The following is a 15,746-nucleotide window of genomic DNA, read 5'->3' as shown; positions in this document are numbered from 1 at the left end:
GTTTGTATAAGGGCATTCCAAAAGGAATAAAGATTCAAAACGATCGTCAGGTCAAGCCTTAACTACTTTGAGCCGGCTGTAGGATTAAATCCAAACTATTTCAACTAAGACAGCGATAACTATGGATTGTTGATGTACTCTATAGTTTGCAACTACGATTTTTATCCTTTACAATCCCTCACTACCCATCGGGTTGCATCTTTGCATGATGGACAATTGCACTTTGAATAAAATAATTTGCTATTGAAATTCTATTTAAGAAAAATTTACTTGCCAATTTGAGCATATTCTCGCTCTCCATATAAAAGCTTTCTTTTAAATAGGTAGATGCCAGTTTTAATTTATCAACTGTAAACTCAGTTATAGAGGAGACCACCATTTAAAAGAAAAAGAGAAAAAAAAGCCGCAAAGATAGCCAGTACAGGAAGAATTTTCCCCAAAAAAAAACGGCATAAAGCGACATAACATATTCTCAACTTTTGATCCTGCACCAGCGGCATCAAGCCATCAGCTGTAGTAACCCACGCATTTATCCGTTGTTTTTTTGGAAAATTCCCCTGTACCGGCTGGGGAGATGGCTCTCTTTTTTTCTCTTTTTTCTTTTAAAAGCTGCCCTCTGGCAGCCATTGTTTAACCAACCTTTTAAACCTACGTTTTATGTATTACATCAAAAAGTTTGTTACCTATTGGGCCATCTACAACTGCGCCAATGGCGCCAGTCGTCTTCTCACCACACGCGAGCAACAGGCAGTCGCCCAAGAGTTTCCGGAGCTGGCCTGCCGCCAGGTAGTCATGCTGTACTTTGCAACTGTGAGCTGTATTAAGCTTATGCCTTAAGTAAAAAGGCACGGGAGCGCCCCGGGCCTTTTTATGTCCTCCATTGGAACAAATAGTCCATTCCTACCCGGCTACCTCCGGAGTGCAACATTCCCCCTCGGTATAGGCTGCAAAAAGGTACAGCATGCCCATTACCAGAACAGGTAATAAGGAAATTAAAGCCTACCACTACAACGAAAGACTATCTCTCTATTGCGTAGGCAAACCTATACTAGTACTCTTATGAATTTGGGAAAGGAAGAATGGGAGGGAGTTAACGCTTTTGTAGCGCTTCTTGTTCCAGGTGAAACTTTTTCCTGGCTTCTTTTAAATCTTTCAAATAATAAATCATGATTGCCCCAGTACTTCAGGCTTAATTCTTCCCTGATTTTTCTTACTTCGGCGACCGCGTCGTACTCTTTACGTTTTTTCATGGTCTTATGGTTTTAATATTTCGTTCGGGGTCCATATCTTTATTAAGAAACAACCCTAAATACGAATTTATAAAATTATACTGTCCGATACGATCAATGTTTACAGTATATTTAAAATTCACCGGCTGACTGTTTAGGTTAACAAAAAGTTTGGTCTATTCCATGTCAAGGTTAACAGCAGCAAGGAGGCGACTGATCCGTTGCATTTTCCGTTTACCTGGGGTTGGTTCTGGTGGGAGAGGTATAACTTGCCGCTCTTCGTTGGTAATTACAAGACGGTTACGTCGTACATGAACATTAACCCGGTCACCGACAATAAAACCGGCTTCCTGGAGCCATACACCTGCAAGTTGAATGCAGGAAACGGATTTACTCTCATAGGTCCGTCCCTGATGGAGTTGCTTAACCGTAATAAATCTAGTTTTCAATTTCCTATTTTTCATAGCTGTGCTTATTTATTATAAATGTACATATAAGTGAATTTTTATTCTTAAAGATGTAGTTTAGTTGTGCTTTTTGGTGTGTAATTATATCTATTGGATAAATATTGTATTGCTAATGTTTTAAATATGATTGTGGTATTATTGCTTCTCCTTAGATTGGGGGCTGAATTGAATTAACCCAATCAACTAATCAAACTATGACATTCGGACAAAGGGTAACTATTGTAAGAAAACAGAAGAATCTTACCCAAACGGAACTGGCTGCGCAGATAGGCACCAGCGGAAACATTGTGAGTAAATATGAAAGAGATTTCATAACACCATCTATCGAGGTAGCCGCAAAGATTGCAGAAGTACTGGGAACATCGATAGACTACCTAGTTACTGGCGCATTGCCGGAAGGCGGGGCTATTTCAAACGAGGAGAAGAGCCAGCTACAGCAGTTTGACCTATTGTCTCCGGAAGATAAACTACATGTACTGGCTGTCATAGACGCATTCGTGACCAAATCGAAATTACAATCTGTACTGGCACGGCCATCCTGGACTAAAAAATAAAATGCACCGATTTATTGCGAGTGCTCCTAAAGCAAATGAATGCCGGAGATAACCACGGCCATTAGATTTAACGCCAGCCTGATTGCTTACACTTGTAAGACGTTTTCTTTGGCTGGAATATTTTAATCTTGTCTTATAGTTAGGAAACCTTCCCTAATAAATCCACTTTTCCCCAAAAATTCCTTAAATTAGTACACGTAGCACATCATTAGCCCCGTAACAATTGTAACCCCCGTTCACCCTAATAACCCAAAAGTCATGGAATTCATATTACCGAAACACTTGCAAAGGCAAACATCCATTACCATATCCTCTCCATCCTCCGAAACACCGGACCTGTTACCTTTTCTGGATACCACCAATATAACCGGCCCTTTCGGAGAAATGCACCTGCAGCAAACAAGTGCCACTATGTACACCATTTACCAGCACATCTTCCGTATGCAACAAGCCATACGCCTGGAGGTGGTGATCCCCGAACCCATGATCACCTTAAGTTACGCCATACAGGGAGGCCTGAATTTCGGTTTAAATGGTTTGGGAGAAACAGAGATAAAAGGCGGTATCTATCACCTGTATTACATCCCTGCCGGTAGTTATATGGCAGATATCCCGGAAGGAACAACAGCCATCTTCCAGGTGAACCTGCATACCGAACACATAGAAGGGCTAAGCAATGAAGCCATCCAGCAGGTATTAAAAAATGTATTGCAGAACAGCAGGAGTGGGCTGCAACAAAAAGGAGCCACTATTACGCCAAAAGTAAAAATGGTGTTGGAGCGCATTTTTAGTTGTGATATGGAAGATGCCCAACGTGATATTTTCCTGCGCGCCCGGATCTACGACTTGCTACTCCTGTATCTGGATACCTTTAGTGACATACCCAAAGAGGTCAATACAAAGTATCATTTTACGCCCGACGAAATACAATCGGTACAAACCGTCAGTACTAAGCTGATCAATATTCTGCATGAACAGATATTTTTTAGGGAGATAGCCAGGCAAGTGCACCTCCATCCACGGAAAATGGCAGAAGGCTTTCGTTTAGTCTACGGTGTTAGTATACAGGAATGGCTGTTGCAGGCCAGGATGGAGCGGGCTAAGCTACTATTACAACAGCAATCGGATATCCGCCAGATTGCTTATGAAGTAGGCTATAATACGGTATCAGGGTTCATCAGGGCCTTCAGGAATTTCACCGGTTTCACACCTGCTCACTATCATAAATAAAAATCCCGGGAACATCCTTGAAAATGCTCCCGGGGGTGATCAGCAAACGCCTTATAACACTATCTCTTTCGAAGTAGCATTACCCGGCAGATCAGATGCCTGTACTTTCACCTTAGATCCGGTAAGTGAAACCAGATCCTTAGTAGCAGTATAAAGCCAATCAAGACCGTTGGCTTGCAGTACAGCATTGCCCGTTTCCACCAGTTGATTATCCGCGCTGTATATAGCTACCGTCACTTCCTTTACTTTGAAATCATCTATTGCCCGGATAAGGATAGGTTCACCGGTTTTTCCTGTATAGGTAGCGGTATTCACATCCTTGATTTCCGGAGCCCGCAGCGCATCTGCCATCGCCAGGTTATAGGCCGATAGCCCATTCTTTGCAGCAGCGCGGTACACCGCCAGCTGATCAGGATTAGCCATCACCGCTTTGGCATATAAGGAAGCACTCAGGAAACGATCCCTTACTGCCTGTTGCCCCGGCGTTACCCTGCCTTTTACATGATTAGGGCGTTTACTCAAAATAGACTGGCCATAACGCTGACGAATCACCAATTGTTTCGCAAGCGTACCATGTGTTCCATGCAGAACCACATTTTCATTTGATTTTGCCATAAAAAACAATTTAAAAATGAGAGATTACTGAACAGTGCCAGGCCGTACGCACCCGAAACATTCAGCGATTATCAATTTCAAAGTTGTAAAATCTTTTTGTCAAACAATATGCACGAAATGAGAAAAAATGTGCAGCAAATGAGAATTTTTTAATGGAGAAAAAAATACTGGTTTAGTGGTGGCGCTAAAAGAAGGTTGTCCACATTGAGAGGTAAAGGATAATAAAACGATATCTAAGAGATACCACATGAAGTGCCCTGCAATGATTTGTGGATCATCCAGTTGTTGGTATATGGGAAATGTATTATATAACCTGCGATTGGGTAATTTTGATAGTATTTTGACCGTAGTTATTTATGAATCCTTGAAAAGTGGCGCCAATTAAGCCTTTGATATAATCCCACGGGGATCACACGAGAGTTTCAAACCTCGCGCTAGCCGCGGGGTTTGTTGTTTTAGTCGAGCGTTTAGTCGAATTCCTTCTATAAAACCGCTTTTTATTTGCCACGCTTTACACAACATTAACGAGCACTTGTTGATGAGCTAAGGTACTTACTGATATCCCTAATTTTGCCAAAATAAGGCTATCTGCGATTTGATTATAGCAAGAGAGTTCTTCATCCGCTATGCATTCCAGGGACACGATCTTTATATGCTCCCTGGCGGGTTTAGAAGTCAGGATTTTGGATGGACCTGCAATACTAAGGAAAAAGTATTTTAAGCAAATCTTTTCTCGCCTTATCTTTTGATATTTCACAAACGATATTAATTGAGTCTGGATTGATGTTTGGTGGTATTTATTTTTTTAATATATTACGCTGGTGTTCTTAGCCAAAACGATCATGAGAATATTCGTTATCCTGTATATGGACGGTAGTATGTAGTCTTTGTAGCTTGCGTCTGATAACACAAAAAGTCCCTCTGTCGGCAGATAACAGACCTATTAAAACTGTGTGTATTTATGGATATATTACTGATTGAAGACGAGGAAATTTTATTGAACGCCATGCGCGATTATCTTGAAAGCCAGGAGTACAATGTGACAACTGCTTCTACGCTGAAGGAAGTCCGTACTGAATCGGTTCATAAAAATTATGACTGTGTTATTTTAGACATTGGCCTTCCTGACGGGGACGGATTTGACGCACTTAAAATTTTAAAAGAAAAAAAACCTGGAGTGAGTGTTATTATTGTATCAGCTAAAAATTCATTGGAAGACAAGCTTTCGGGGTTTGATTTAGGATCAGACGATTATATCACCAAACCCTTTTATTTACCTGAGTTAAATGCCCGTATTAAATCTCTTATAAGGCGCAGAAATGAGAATGCAAGCCCTTATTTGAACTATGGGCTCATCTCTATTCAAACCATTACACGCACCGTAACTGTTGGCAATAAAGTTATAACACTTACTCAAAAGGAATATGAATTATTGATCTATTTAATTTCTAACCCTGACAGGTTTCTTGATAAATCTGCCATTGCCCGCTATTTGTGGGGCAACCATCTGGATGCTGCCGGTTCTAACGATTTCGTATATACGCACATTAAAAAATTACGTAAAAAATTAACTGATGCAGGTATCCCTGATTATTTACAAACACGTTATGGGATTGGATATTTTTTTTCAATAAAAAAGAGTGAAACTACTAGTTAAAACATTTATTTACCTGTTATTATCAATGGTGCCTATTGGCATTATAGGCAGCATATTGCAATATGAATTTATTAGTAATGCAATACTTAAAGATATAGATGAGCAGCTGGCCAGGCGGTTAAAATTTGTAACGCTCCAATTAAAAAAGGACTCTGTAAATTATGTCCCATGGTTAGGTGTACACAGCGATATAGATATAAAACCATTAGGCAATAAATTAAAATTTTCACCCCAATATTATACGGTATATAAAGAGGGCATTAGTAAAAAATTTGTAAAAGTAAGGTACCTGGAAGCGTGCGTGGAAACTACGCATAGTAATTATATTATAAAGCTGAAGCAGGTTAATGATGAGAGTACGAAAATTATATGGGATGTTACGGTAAATGTTATATTAATCTGCTTAATGCTTTTAGTGGCATTGGTAATTTTAACATTGGTAATTTCAAAGACGCTATGGAAGCCGTTTTATATAGTAGTGGGAAGGTTGAAAACCTTTCGGATAGACCAGCCAATCAACGATGATTTTCCTAAAAGTTCCATCCGCGAATTTCAGGTATTGAGCGATGCCATTTCGATAATGACAAACTATAGCCGTCAGCAGTTTATACAACAAAAACAATTTGCGGAAAATGCCTCTCACGAAATCCAGACTCCGCTTACCATAGCACTTTCCGGCCTGGACGATCTAATGCAGTCAGAACATCTTGAAGTAAAATCTATTAAATCGATACAGCGTACTAAAGATGCGCTGTACAGGCTTTCCAATTTAACGCAGGGCCTATTGTTGCTGGCCAAAATTGATAACCAGCAATTTAAAGCGGACGGTATGGTAAATGTTAGTGAGATTATAAACAACCTGCTGCATATTTATAACGATTTTGCACTGCACAGTCAAATCACCATCGTGCATCAAATTAAAGAGAATATTAATTTATATGGTCACCCTTATTTATACGAAGTACTCTTTAGCAATCTTATTAAAAATGCCATGCTGCATGGTAGCAAAGGCAAAGTCGTACAAATAGAACTTAGCCATGCATATTTTAGAATAAGCAATGAAGGGGAACCGTTGTCCTTTGATGAAAGCCTCATTTTTGACCGCTTTGTAAAAACAACCAATAGATCAGATTCTGCCGGGCTAGGCCTGGCGTTGGTAAAGCAAATTGGGGGGCTTTATGGAATGACGGTAAGGTATAATTATACCCACAAAACAAAACAGCACGAATTTAATATTGAATTTTAGAAAGCAAGCCCGCACTGTCATAGGCAGCAATATATTAATAGTCTTTTGTACAGTTAATTCTGACAAAAAGTACAGAATGTTATAATAGTTACATAACCCATATTCCTGCATTTATTCTCATTAAACACTCAATTTTACATCACAATCGAGTAGCAGTTATTCATTTGATGAATAATTAGAGTTTATTCTATTCGCCAATAAATTCAGTTATTCTGCTAAAATATTAAAACTTTCGCATGTTCAATTTTCACATTAAGGCATCAAATTTTCTTTTGATTTTTCATTTATTATTTATTACTACCATTGTTCGGGCAGGTACTATTAGTGGTATTGTTACCGACAAAGCATCCAAAGAAATATTACCAGGTGCTACAATAAGATTAAAAGGCAATGGAATAAGCTTTACTACATCGACCAACCTGGAAGGCAAATACTCGTTTAAAAACCTGAAAATCGGTCAATACACCATTGTAGTTAGTATTGTTGGGTACAACAGCCTGGAGCTGGAGGCAAATCTCAGCACCGACGTTGCAGTGGTAAATGCCGAATTGGAACTTCATACCGTTGTTATGAAAAGTGTGGTTGTAAAAAGCAGCGGCGGTTCTTCTGAAAGGGTAAATGAAAAAAATGCCAATCAAATTGTAAATGTGCTTTCGGCGAAAACCATTCAGCTTTTGCCCGATATAACTGTGGCAAATGTAATGCAGCGCGTGTCGGGCGTTGTAATTGACAGAAGCAGCTCCGGCGAAGGACGCTACCCCGTTATTCGGGGTATGGATAAGCGCTACAATACCACACTGGTCAATGGCATTAAAATACCCAGCCCCGATAATAATAACAGGTATGTGCCTTTAGATCTTTTTCCTTCGGAATTGTTGCAAAATTTAGAAGTAAGTAAGTCATTGAACCCTTCAATGGAAGGCGATGCAATAGGTGGTACTATTAATCTTGTAATGAAAGATGCCCCGGAAAAATTATTTCTCCAGGCCAATGTTTCTGTTGGTTACAGCACTATTTTCGGGAGCCAGCCTTTTGAAAGTTTTAGCCATAGTGTCATTAACAAAAAATCACCTGCAGAAAATAATGTGGCCGGTTATGTGGCTACTTCAAAAGATTTTCCTAAAGACAACCTGAATCTTACCAATAAACCCAACCCGGTTAACTCAACATATGGATTAACAATCGGTAACAGGTTTGGCAGGCGCAGGCAGTTTGGTGCTGTTATATCGGGCAGTTACCAGGATATTTACAGGGGTACCAATTCCAGCTTCTTTTTTCCAACATCGCAGCCGGCAATTGGAAATGTACCAGCGTTTTCTGATATTTTTTTACGCAACTATTCATTTGAGGACAGGCGTTTAGGCTTGTATACCAAGCTGGATTATCAATTAAGCCCAGGCCAGAAAATAAGCCTCTTTGCTACCTATATTAACACCAACCAGTTTCAAACCCGTAACACAATAGACTCTGTTTTGTCTATACAACGCACTGGCCCCGGCAACGGCAACGTACTTATACAAAAAAGAACTACATGGACGGAACAAACCATTCTTAATACAACCTTACAGGGCAAACACGACTTGGGCAAGCGCTTTCTGTTCGATTGGTCTGCCGTTTACTCTGCCGCAAAACAGCAGATACCCGATCAGGCTGCATTTACTACACTGCACGCTATTACTACCAATCATGCAGGCGTTGCCACCAGTACACCAGAAATGTTAGACGGGCAAATGATACGCGAATGGTTTCATAACACCGATAAAGATGCATCGCTCTATTTAAACCTTACTTATAAAACAACCGTATTGCACCGCAATGCGGAATTTAAAGCAGGTGGACTGGTAAGGCATAAAAAAAGAGATAATTATTACAATCCTTATACACTTGCTGCCTTACTATCCAGCACCAGTACAGCGCAACTTTATACTAATATATATAATGCACAATACGACTTTTTTGGTGTATATGCCGGCGGTACGGGTGAAATAAATGCCAATACCTATAGCACAACCGAAAATATATATGCCGGTTATGTACAAGGAAAAATAATGCTTACACCAAAACTGGAAGCATTGGGTGGTTTACGTGTAGAGCATACATACGATCATTACCAAACCGTGCAGCCAGAGGTGGCAGATGGTAGATTCGGTACCATTTACTACAACGACCTGCTGCCAAGCCTGCAATTGAAATACAGCCTTACCAGCAAACAAAATCTACGCCTGGCCTACTATAAAGCGATATCCCGCCCAGGGTATTTTGAAATAGTGCCTACCAGCACCGTTACAGATTACTTCGTTTTAAATGGCAACAACGCACTTGACCGCTCTACTGCCGATAACGTTGACCTGAGGTATGAATTTTTTCCGGGCAAAACAGACCAGGTATTAATAGGTGGTTTTTACAAACGGATCAAAAATCCAATAGAACTTACAACCCAATCGCAAAGCAGCACTTACAGCAGTGCCTTAAAACTTACCCCTGTTAATTTTGGCGTAGCTACCAATTTTGGCGCTGAAGTAACCGTAACCAAATATGTTGGCAACTTTGGTGTAATGGCAAATTACACCTATACACACTCAAGGGTTACTACCTCTAAAAGCTATTTGTCAAGGGATGCATCGGGGCAAATAAGTAGCACCGACGTAAGCGATACAAGACCTTTGCAAGGGCAGGCAGACCACATTGCTAACGTGTCTTTATTGTATAAAAGTTTTAAAAATGGCCTCGATATGCAAATTGCATACGTGTACACCGGTAGCCGTATAATACTGGTAAGTCCTTACCTGGGGTTAGATTACTATCAGAATCCAGGCAGCCAATTAGACTTTTCTATGGAAAAGGCATTTTTGAAAAAATTCTCAGTATATGCCAAAGTAAACAATATCACCAATTCGCCGCTTACAGTACAAATTCATCAGCCAAACGCTTTTTTAACAGGCAGGTATGCATTACCCCTTCAGGAAAGCAGCAACGCCATTACCGTTCAGAAAGATTATTATAAGCTATCATTTTTATTAGGCTTCCGTTATCATCTGTAGCCTGTAAAATCCAAATAATGAAATTAATTATCATGCAAGAAATAAAACTTTTTTTGGGCTTCGGGATTGCCTTTTTAACAACCATCTGTATATCGTCCTGTAGTAAATTTACAGATCGCCATGCTGATATTTACCACCCGGTAGCCATGCCTTCAAATCCTGTTAGCGATACTGCACCGCTTTGCGGCAATATAAAAGGAACCATGGTAAGTGGTAAAACATATACACTGGGCTGCGATGTTACTGTGCAAGCCGGCGATACCCTTTTAATAGAAAGCGGGGTACACATAAATGCAACCAATGGTTCGGGCATATTGGTTAATGGTATTTTATTAAGCCTAGGTACCAAAGACAAACCCAATTTTATGACGGTAGCGGGCGTTACCCGTACCGACCAGGTAGGCGCACCGGCAAACACCGACCCTGCATATAAAGGGTTATGGAGGGGCGTAATAGGTGGTACAGGTTGCACGTTAATAGTGCTTAAATGGACGCATGTAGACTTTGGCGGTGCGGCGGCCGGCGCCCTGATAGGACCGGCAATGGGTATTGCCTCTAATAAAAATACGTATAGCGTTTATTTTCAAAACCCGGCCGGCTCTTTAATTATTGAAGATTCATGGTTTTACGGAAGTGTGGATGCCCCAATTAATGTATTTGGGGGAAAAGTGGCTATACTAAGAAATACTTTTGAAAAATGTGGTTTTACAAGTGGTGAGGCTTTTAGCACAAAAGGGGGTACTATTGGTGACTTTGCCTACAACCTGTGTGTTGGAGTTGCTACCAATGCGGCACAAATATCTAACAGCGGGGGCACAACCATTCAAACAAATTTGCGGTTTTACAACAATACAATTATTAATTGCGGATGGCGTCGCAGCCAGTCCGGACGTGGTGGTTCTGTAAATTACGAAGTAGGTGCCGCCGGAAAATTCTACAACAACTTAATAGTTAACTGTAAGGTAGGCCCCCGGGTTGTAGTATCGCCTCCGGCCGATACATTGAACCTGGAGTATGGTTATAATTTTAAGTACGGCGATTCGTCATTGGTTACCAACCAATTTTACCCGGTAAGTTATATTACCAAACCGCAACCTACCGATATTCCAATCCCGGCTACATTTTTACCTGCCAATTATACGCTGGGCGACAAGTACGACGGAACTTCGTTAATAGGTCAGAATAACCCATTGTTTATTAACGCGCCGGTTCCATTGCCTGCCGGCTTTAACCTAAGAGACGTTTGTGTAGTGGGGAATTACAATTTTGCGTTGAAACCTAATTCGCCGTGCATTGGTATTGGATATACTGGCTTTGTGCCTACAGGTAATATTCCCATAGATCCTGTATATGGAATTACTGAACTACTGCAACCAGGCAAGGATATAGGTGCTTACCAGATAAACGGCGCAGGTAACCATCATTAAAATGTAGTTATTTTTTAAAAATCTGAAATGAAAAATATGCGTTTAAAATATTTAATTCAACCAGTATTGTTTGTTAGCCTTATAGCTACAAGCTTTTCATTGCAAGCACAGGATCTGGATTATAAATTCATCAAAAAAATCCCACTTGAAGGAAATGGTAAATGGGACTATATAAAAATGGATGGAGAAGCTGAAAGATTATTTGTTTCTCATTTTGATCAGGTACATGTGATAGACTTAATTACCGAAAAGGAAGTTGGGGCCATAAAGAACCTGAAAGATGCGCACGGTATAGCTTTTGCAAGGGCTTTTGGGCTGGGGTATATTACCAATAGTTTAAATAATACCGTTACAGTGTTTGATTACAAGACACTTAAAACAGTAAAAACAATTGCCATCAGTGGTAAAAAACCAGATGCAATTATTTTCGAAACGTTTACAAAACAAATTATTGTTTTTTGTGGCGACAGCAAAAATGCAATAATTATTGATGTAACTAAAAATGAAGAAACAGGGAAAATAGATCTTGGTGGCGCACCAGAATTTGCTGTTTTTGATGGCAAGGGCATAATATACAATAATCTTGAGGACAAAAACGAGGTAGTAGCAATAGATATTACTAAAAAGGTAGTAGTAAAACGCTTTGCTTTAACACCCAACCTTGCACCAACCGGTATAGCAATTGACCATGCTACAGGCAGACTTTTTGTTGCATGCAAAGAAAGCCAAACCCTGGCCGTACTTAAAACAGACAATGGCGAAATAGTAGCAAACCTGCCACTGGGTAAAGGTACAGATGCTGTTATTTTTGAAGCAACAAAGAAAATTGTTGTGGCTTCCAATGCCGATGGTACTGCAACATTGATTAAGCAAAAAGATGCCGACCATTATGAGGTTATACAGACACTTAAAACAAGTGTAGGTAGCAAAACAATGGTACATCGCGCGTCTACACGCAAACTGTATATGAGTGCAGCCAATAAAAGAGGAAATGTGATACAGCCTGGTACTTTTGGGGTATCTGTATACGGGCCGGTTAAGTAGTGTCCGGTACTGAAATAGCGGTAAACAGAATAACCCCTTATGGATGGCATTGATGAAAACCGCATTACTGAATTACCTCCTCACACCATTTCTCCGGCAGAGGATTAAAAGACACGGCAAAACCCCGGTTGGTGTAGTGCCCCCAAGAAGTGTCCAACTTTTTGGGGGCACTACACTGGTCGCAGGTTTTACTTTTTTAGTCGACCACCTTTACCCTTTCCACAGCCTCTCTGCCACTGGCAGTAAACGAACCTCGAAACCGAACACCCCTGTATCAAAATCGAACAAATTATAAATAACTGCAAACTATATTGATCTTGCCCACATATAATTAAAAACCGGCACCTCTTTCGCGATTTGTTCACCTATTAAATCCTCTGACAACAATCACATGTTCAAAAACGATTTCCCGGAACCAATTGTCGTGAGTCGTGAGTAAAAGTGGGCTGAACACTCAATCCTTAATGCTAACATCTGTAGGAGCAATTCTTAATTCTAATATCATGATCAAAAATTATCTCAAAGCAGCATGGCGGGCTCTGAAACGGAATAAGAAGTTTGGTGTACTTAATATTGTCGGTCTTGCGGTTGGCGTTACCTGCACTTCATTGATTTTTTTATGGGTAGAAGATGAGCTTAACTTCAATCACAATTTTGCAAAACGTGACAACCTGTTTCATGTGATGCAAAACGAAAAAAATGATGCGGGTATAAATACCAATGGTTCAACTCCAGGTCCCTTGTCTGCAGCGTTAAAAGCAGATATTCCCGGCATTGTTAACAGTGGTCGCTTAAGTTGGGCAATGGACGAACTTGCGGTTGTTGGCGAAAAAATGATCAAAGAAAAGGGAATGTATGCAGATCCATCAGTACTTTCTATGTACGCATTACCTTTCATTTATGGTAATGCAGGCACGGCTTTGAACGATCCGAATTCAGTTGTAATAAGCGAGTCGATGTCGGAGAAATTATTCGGAGATGTTAATTCTATTGGTAAAACGATTGCTATGAATGCGCGGGCGGCATTCAGTGTTGATGGATTATATACGGTGTCTGGAGTATTTAAAGATTTGCCGTCGAATTGTTCATATCATTTCGAATGGCTATCGCCCTATACAACATGGGAAAATGCGAATACATGGTTGAAGCCCTGGAGTAATAACCTGACAGAAACAATTGTTGAATTATCGCCCGATGCGAAGGTGGAATCCATCAACGAAAAATTGAAAAATTACTTAAGTACCAAAGTTGATGGGAATACCGCTCAATGTTTTTTGTTTAATATGAACGACTGGCATCTGCGTAGCAATTTTGTAAATGGCGTTCAGGATGGAGGCAACATAAAATATGTTAAGCTTTTTTCGATAATTGCGTTTATCATATTGCTTATTGCATGTATCAATTTTATGAACCTGGCCACTGCCTGTTCTGAGCAACGATCTAAAGAAGTGGGTGTGCTTAAAGTAATGGGCGCCGGCAGAAAAGGGCTGATAGGAAAGTTTATCAGCGAATCGTTACTGATGTCCTTTATAGCGGTAATATTGGCGGTTCTATTGCTGTATATGCTGATGCCTGTGTATAATGACCTTGTGCAAAAACAATTGTCTGTAAACCTGTTCTATCCGTCCCATCTTATTTTTCTTTTAGGCATAGGAGTTATGGCTGGCCTGATTGCGGGCAGCTATCCTGCATTTTATCTGTCATCTTTTAATCCTATAAAAGTGTTAAAGGGTCTGAAGATAAAAAACTCCACGGGAACTGTTTTTATACGTAGAGGACTTGTGGTAATGCAGTTCACTGCATCTGTTATACTTATTATTGCAACAATAATTGTTTACCGGCAAGTGCAGCATGTAAAGGAAAGAGATCTGGGTTATAGCAAAAACAACCTGATCTATATGGATTTACAGGGTAATATGAAAGAGCACTTCAGCGTAATTAAAGATAAGCTCCTCTCAACCGGCTATGTAGAGAACGCTGCTATTAGTTTACATGATGCGCTTCATCTGCATAGCTATGGATACGGATTTAGCTGGCAGGGCAAGAATCCAGATAGCAAGGTATCTGTTTACTCCAACGTTGTAAGCCCTGAATATATTTCAACCATGCATATGAGACTAACTAAAGGGAGGGACTTTTATCCTGGTTATGCAGACAGTACTAATGTTATTATCAATGAAAGCATGGCCAGGTTGATGGGCAAAGAGGGAAAGACTGGCAGCATCATCACAATCGGCAATGACAGGCGTACTGTAATAGGTATTATTGAAGACTTTGTTTTCAATGATGTGTATGGCGGTGGGGCGCCGCTCGTTTTATTCAGTGGCGCGTATTCATCGACTGTTATAGCCGTGCGATTTAAGAAATATACAAACCTGCCGCAGGCTTTGAAAAAAGCACAGGAAGTAATGAAGTCGGAAAATCCGGACTTTCCATTTGAATATAGATTTGCTGACAAAGATTTCGATGCCATGTTTTCCTCTGAAACGCTCATTGGTAAATTGGCCGGAGTATTTGCGACACTGGCAATTTTTATTTCCTGCCTTGGCCTGTTCGGACAGGCGGCATACACTGCAGAGCGCCGCGCAAAAGAACTTGGTATCCGTAAAGTCCTGGGTGCATCTGTAATAGGTTTGTGCGAATTATTGGTGAAAGAATTTTTACAATTGGTTGCAGTCTCATTCCTTATTGCTTTCCCTGTTGCCTGGTGGTTTATGAGCAACTGGTTGCAGAATTATAGATACAGAACAGCTATCCATTGGTGGATATTTGCATTAACCGGAATGGCGGTCCTGTTAATTGCATTGATAACTGTTAGTATACGGACCATCAAAGTGGCTGTGACTAATCCGGTAAAAAGCTTGAGGAGCGAGTAGATTTCTTGTTTCTAAGAACAGGAACACCTTCTGCCAAAACTTTCCGGAGACCTGTGATTTAACGGATGAGTAAATTACGTTTATCGTCAAATACAGTATTAAATTAAAAATCAATTAAAATCCGATTAAAATAAACCCATAAAGTAATTCAGGCCACTGCTATTCCACTACTGAGAGATACAAGTGTATCTATTTTAAATTTTTTTTTTCAATAAAGAAAGCTGTAATATTGGCAAGTAATTACAACACAAATCCAAACGCTGAGCCATAATATCTAAGCAAATCTGAGTAACCCATATTCAAATCTGTTATACCAAAAAGTCAGTCTATCCATCATTCTAAGCATGCATATGACAATAA

Annotated in this window: 11 protein-coding genes; 9 read left to right on the top strand and 2 right to left on the bottom strand. The window is 40.2% G+C overall.

The window, feature by feature from the left end:
• Positions 1-657: 657 nt before the first annotated feature.
• Complete coding sequence (locus UNH61_RS19345) at positions 658-837, top strand: hypothetical protein (protein WP_326993636.1); 180 nt, start codon at positions 658-660, stop codon at positions 835-837.
• 206 nt (positions 838-1,043) lie between these two features.
• Here UNH61_RS19345 and UNH61_RS19340 read toward each other — a convergent pair whose 3' ends face one another.
• Complete coding sequence (locus UNH61_RS19340) at positions 1,044-1,250, bottom strand: hypothetical protein (RefSeq protein ID WP_326993635.1); 207 nt, start codon at positions 1,248-1,250, stop codon at positions 1,044-1,046.
• Positions 1,251-1,890: 640 nt separating this feature from the next.
• Here UNH61_RS19340 and UNH61_RS19335 point away from each other — a divergent pair.
• Together UNH61_RS19335 and UNH61_RS19330 are read left to right on the top strand one after the other, a co-directional pair.
• Positions 1,891-2,250, top strand: coding sequence for a helix-turn-helix transcriptional regulator (locus UNH61_RS19335; protein ID WP_326993633.1), 360 nt, complete (start codon positions 1,891-1,893; stop codon positions 2,248-2,250).
• A 258-nt stretch (positions 2,251-2,508) separates the two neighbouring features.
• Positions 2,509-3,480 carry an AraC family transcriptional regulator gene (locus tag UNH61_RS19330; RefSeq protein WP_326993632.1) on the top strand — a complete coding sequence of 324 codons (972 nt, stop codon included), beginning with the start codon at positions 2,509-2,511 and terminating at the stop codon, positions 3,478-3,480.
• Positions 3,481-3,531: 51 nt separating this feature from the next.
• Here UNH61_RS19330 and UNH61_RS19325 read toward each other — a convergent pair whose 3' ends face one another.
• Positions 3,532-4,095 (bottom strand): hypothetical protein, encoded by a 564-nt coding sequence (locus UNH61_RS19325; RefSeq protein ID WP_326993631.1) that lies wholly within the window; start codon positions 4,093-4,095, stop codon positions 3,532-3,534.
• Positions 4,096-5,056: 961 nt separating this feature from the next.
• On the opposite strand from UNH61_RS19325, the gene UNH61_RS19320 reads away from it, so the two are divergent.
• The 6 genes from UNH61_RS19320 (at position 5,057) to UNH61_RS19295 (ending at position 15,386) form a co-directional block, all read left to right on the top strand.
• Positions 5,057-5,752 carry a response regulator transcription factor gene (locus UNH61_RS19320; RefSeq protein WP_326993630.1) on the top strand — a complete coding sequence of 232 codons (696 nt, stop codon included), beginning with the start codon at positions 5,057-5,059 and terminating at the stop codon, positions 5,750-5,752.
• The gene (locus UNH61_RS19315) at positions 5,736-6,998 is read left to right on the top strand and encodes a HAMP domain-containing sensor histidine kinase (RefSeq protein ID WP_326993629.1); all 1,263 of its coding nucleotides are present in this window, start codon (positions 5,736-5,738) and stop codon (positions 6,996-6,998) included. Before UNH61_RS19320 ends, UNH61_RS19315 begins: the two co-directional genes overlap by 17 nt.
• A gap of 272 nt (positions 6,999-7,270) precedes the next feature.
• Complete coding sequence (locus UNH61_RS19310) at positions 7,271-10,039, top strand: TonB-dependent receptor (protein ID WP_326993628.1); 2,769 nt, start codon at positions 7,271-7,273, stop codon at positions 10,037-10,039.
• A gap of 32 nt (positions 10,040-10,071) precedes the next feature.
• Positions 10,072-11,466 (top strand): hypothetical protein, encoded by a 1,395-nt coding sequence (locus tag UNH61_RS19305; protein ID WP_326993627.1) that lies wholly within the window; start codon positions 10,072-10,074, stop codon positions 11,464-11,466.
• A 27-nt stretch (positions 11,467-11,493) separates the two neighbouring features.
• A complete protein-coding gene (locus UNH61_RS19300; RefSeq protein ID WP_326993626.1) occupies positions 11,494-12,510 on the top strand; it encodes a YncE family protein in 1,017 nt (338 codons plus the stop codon).
• 503 nt (positions 12,511-13,013) lie between these two features.
• Entirely contained in the window at positions 13,014-15,386 is a 2,373-nt protein-coding gene (locus UNH61_RS19295; RefSeq protein WP_326993625.1) for an ABC transporter permease, read from the top strand.
• Positions 15,387-15,746 lie beyond the last annotated feature (360 nt).

This window comes from Chitinophaga sp. 180180018-3 (assembly GCF_037893185.1).
Lineage (GTDB): Bacteria > Bacteroidota > Bacteroidia > Chitinophagales > Chitinophagaceae > Chitinophaga.
This window is presented reverse-complemented; position numbering and strand designations above follow the sequence as displayed.

Excerpts from the sequence above, each read along its gene's own strand:
- UNH61_RS19345 (WP_326993636.1), top strand. The coding sequence starts at position 658 with ATGTATTACATCAAAAAGTTTGTTACCTATTGGGCCATCTACAACTGC.
- UNH61_RS19340 (WP_326993635.1), bottom strand. The coding sequence starts at position 1,250 with ATGAAAAAACGTAAAGAGTACGACGCGGTCGCCGAAGTAAGAAAAATC.
- UNH61_RS19335 (WP_326993633.1), top strand. The coding sequence starts at position 1,891 with ATGACATTCGGACAAAGGGTAACTATTGTAAGAAAACAGAAGAATCTT.
- UNH61_RS19330 (WP_326993632.1), top strand. The coding sequence starts at position 2,509 with ATGGAATTCATATTACCGAAACACTTGCAAAGGCAAACATCCATTACC.
- UNH61_RS19325 (WP_326993631.1), bottom strand. The coding sequence starts at position 4,095 with ATGGCAAAATCAAATGAAAATGTGGTTCTGCATGGAACACATGGTACG.
- UNH61_RS19320 (WP_326993630.1), top strand. The coding sequence starts at position 5,057 with ATGGATATATTACTGATTGAAGACGAGGAAATTTTATTGAACGCCATG.
- UNH61_RS19305 (WP_326993627.1), top strand. The coding sequence starts at position 10,072 with ATGCAAGAAATAAAACTTTTTTTGGGCTTCGGGATTGCCTTTTTAACA.
- UNH61_RS19300 (WP_326993626.1), top strand. The coding sequence starts at position 11,494 with ATGAAAAATATGCGTTTAAAATATTTAATTCAACCAGTATTGTTTGTT.
- UNH61_RS19295 (WP_326993625.1), top strand. The coding sequence starts at position 13,014 with ATGATCAAAAATTATCTCAAAGCAGCATGGCGGGCTCTGAAACGGAAT.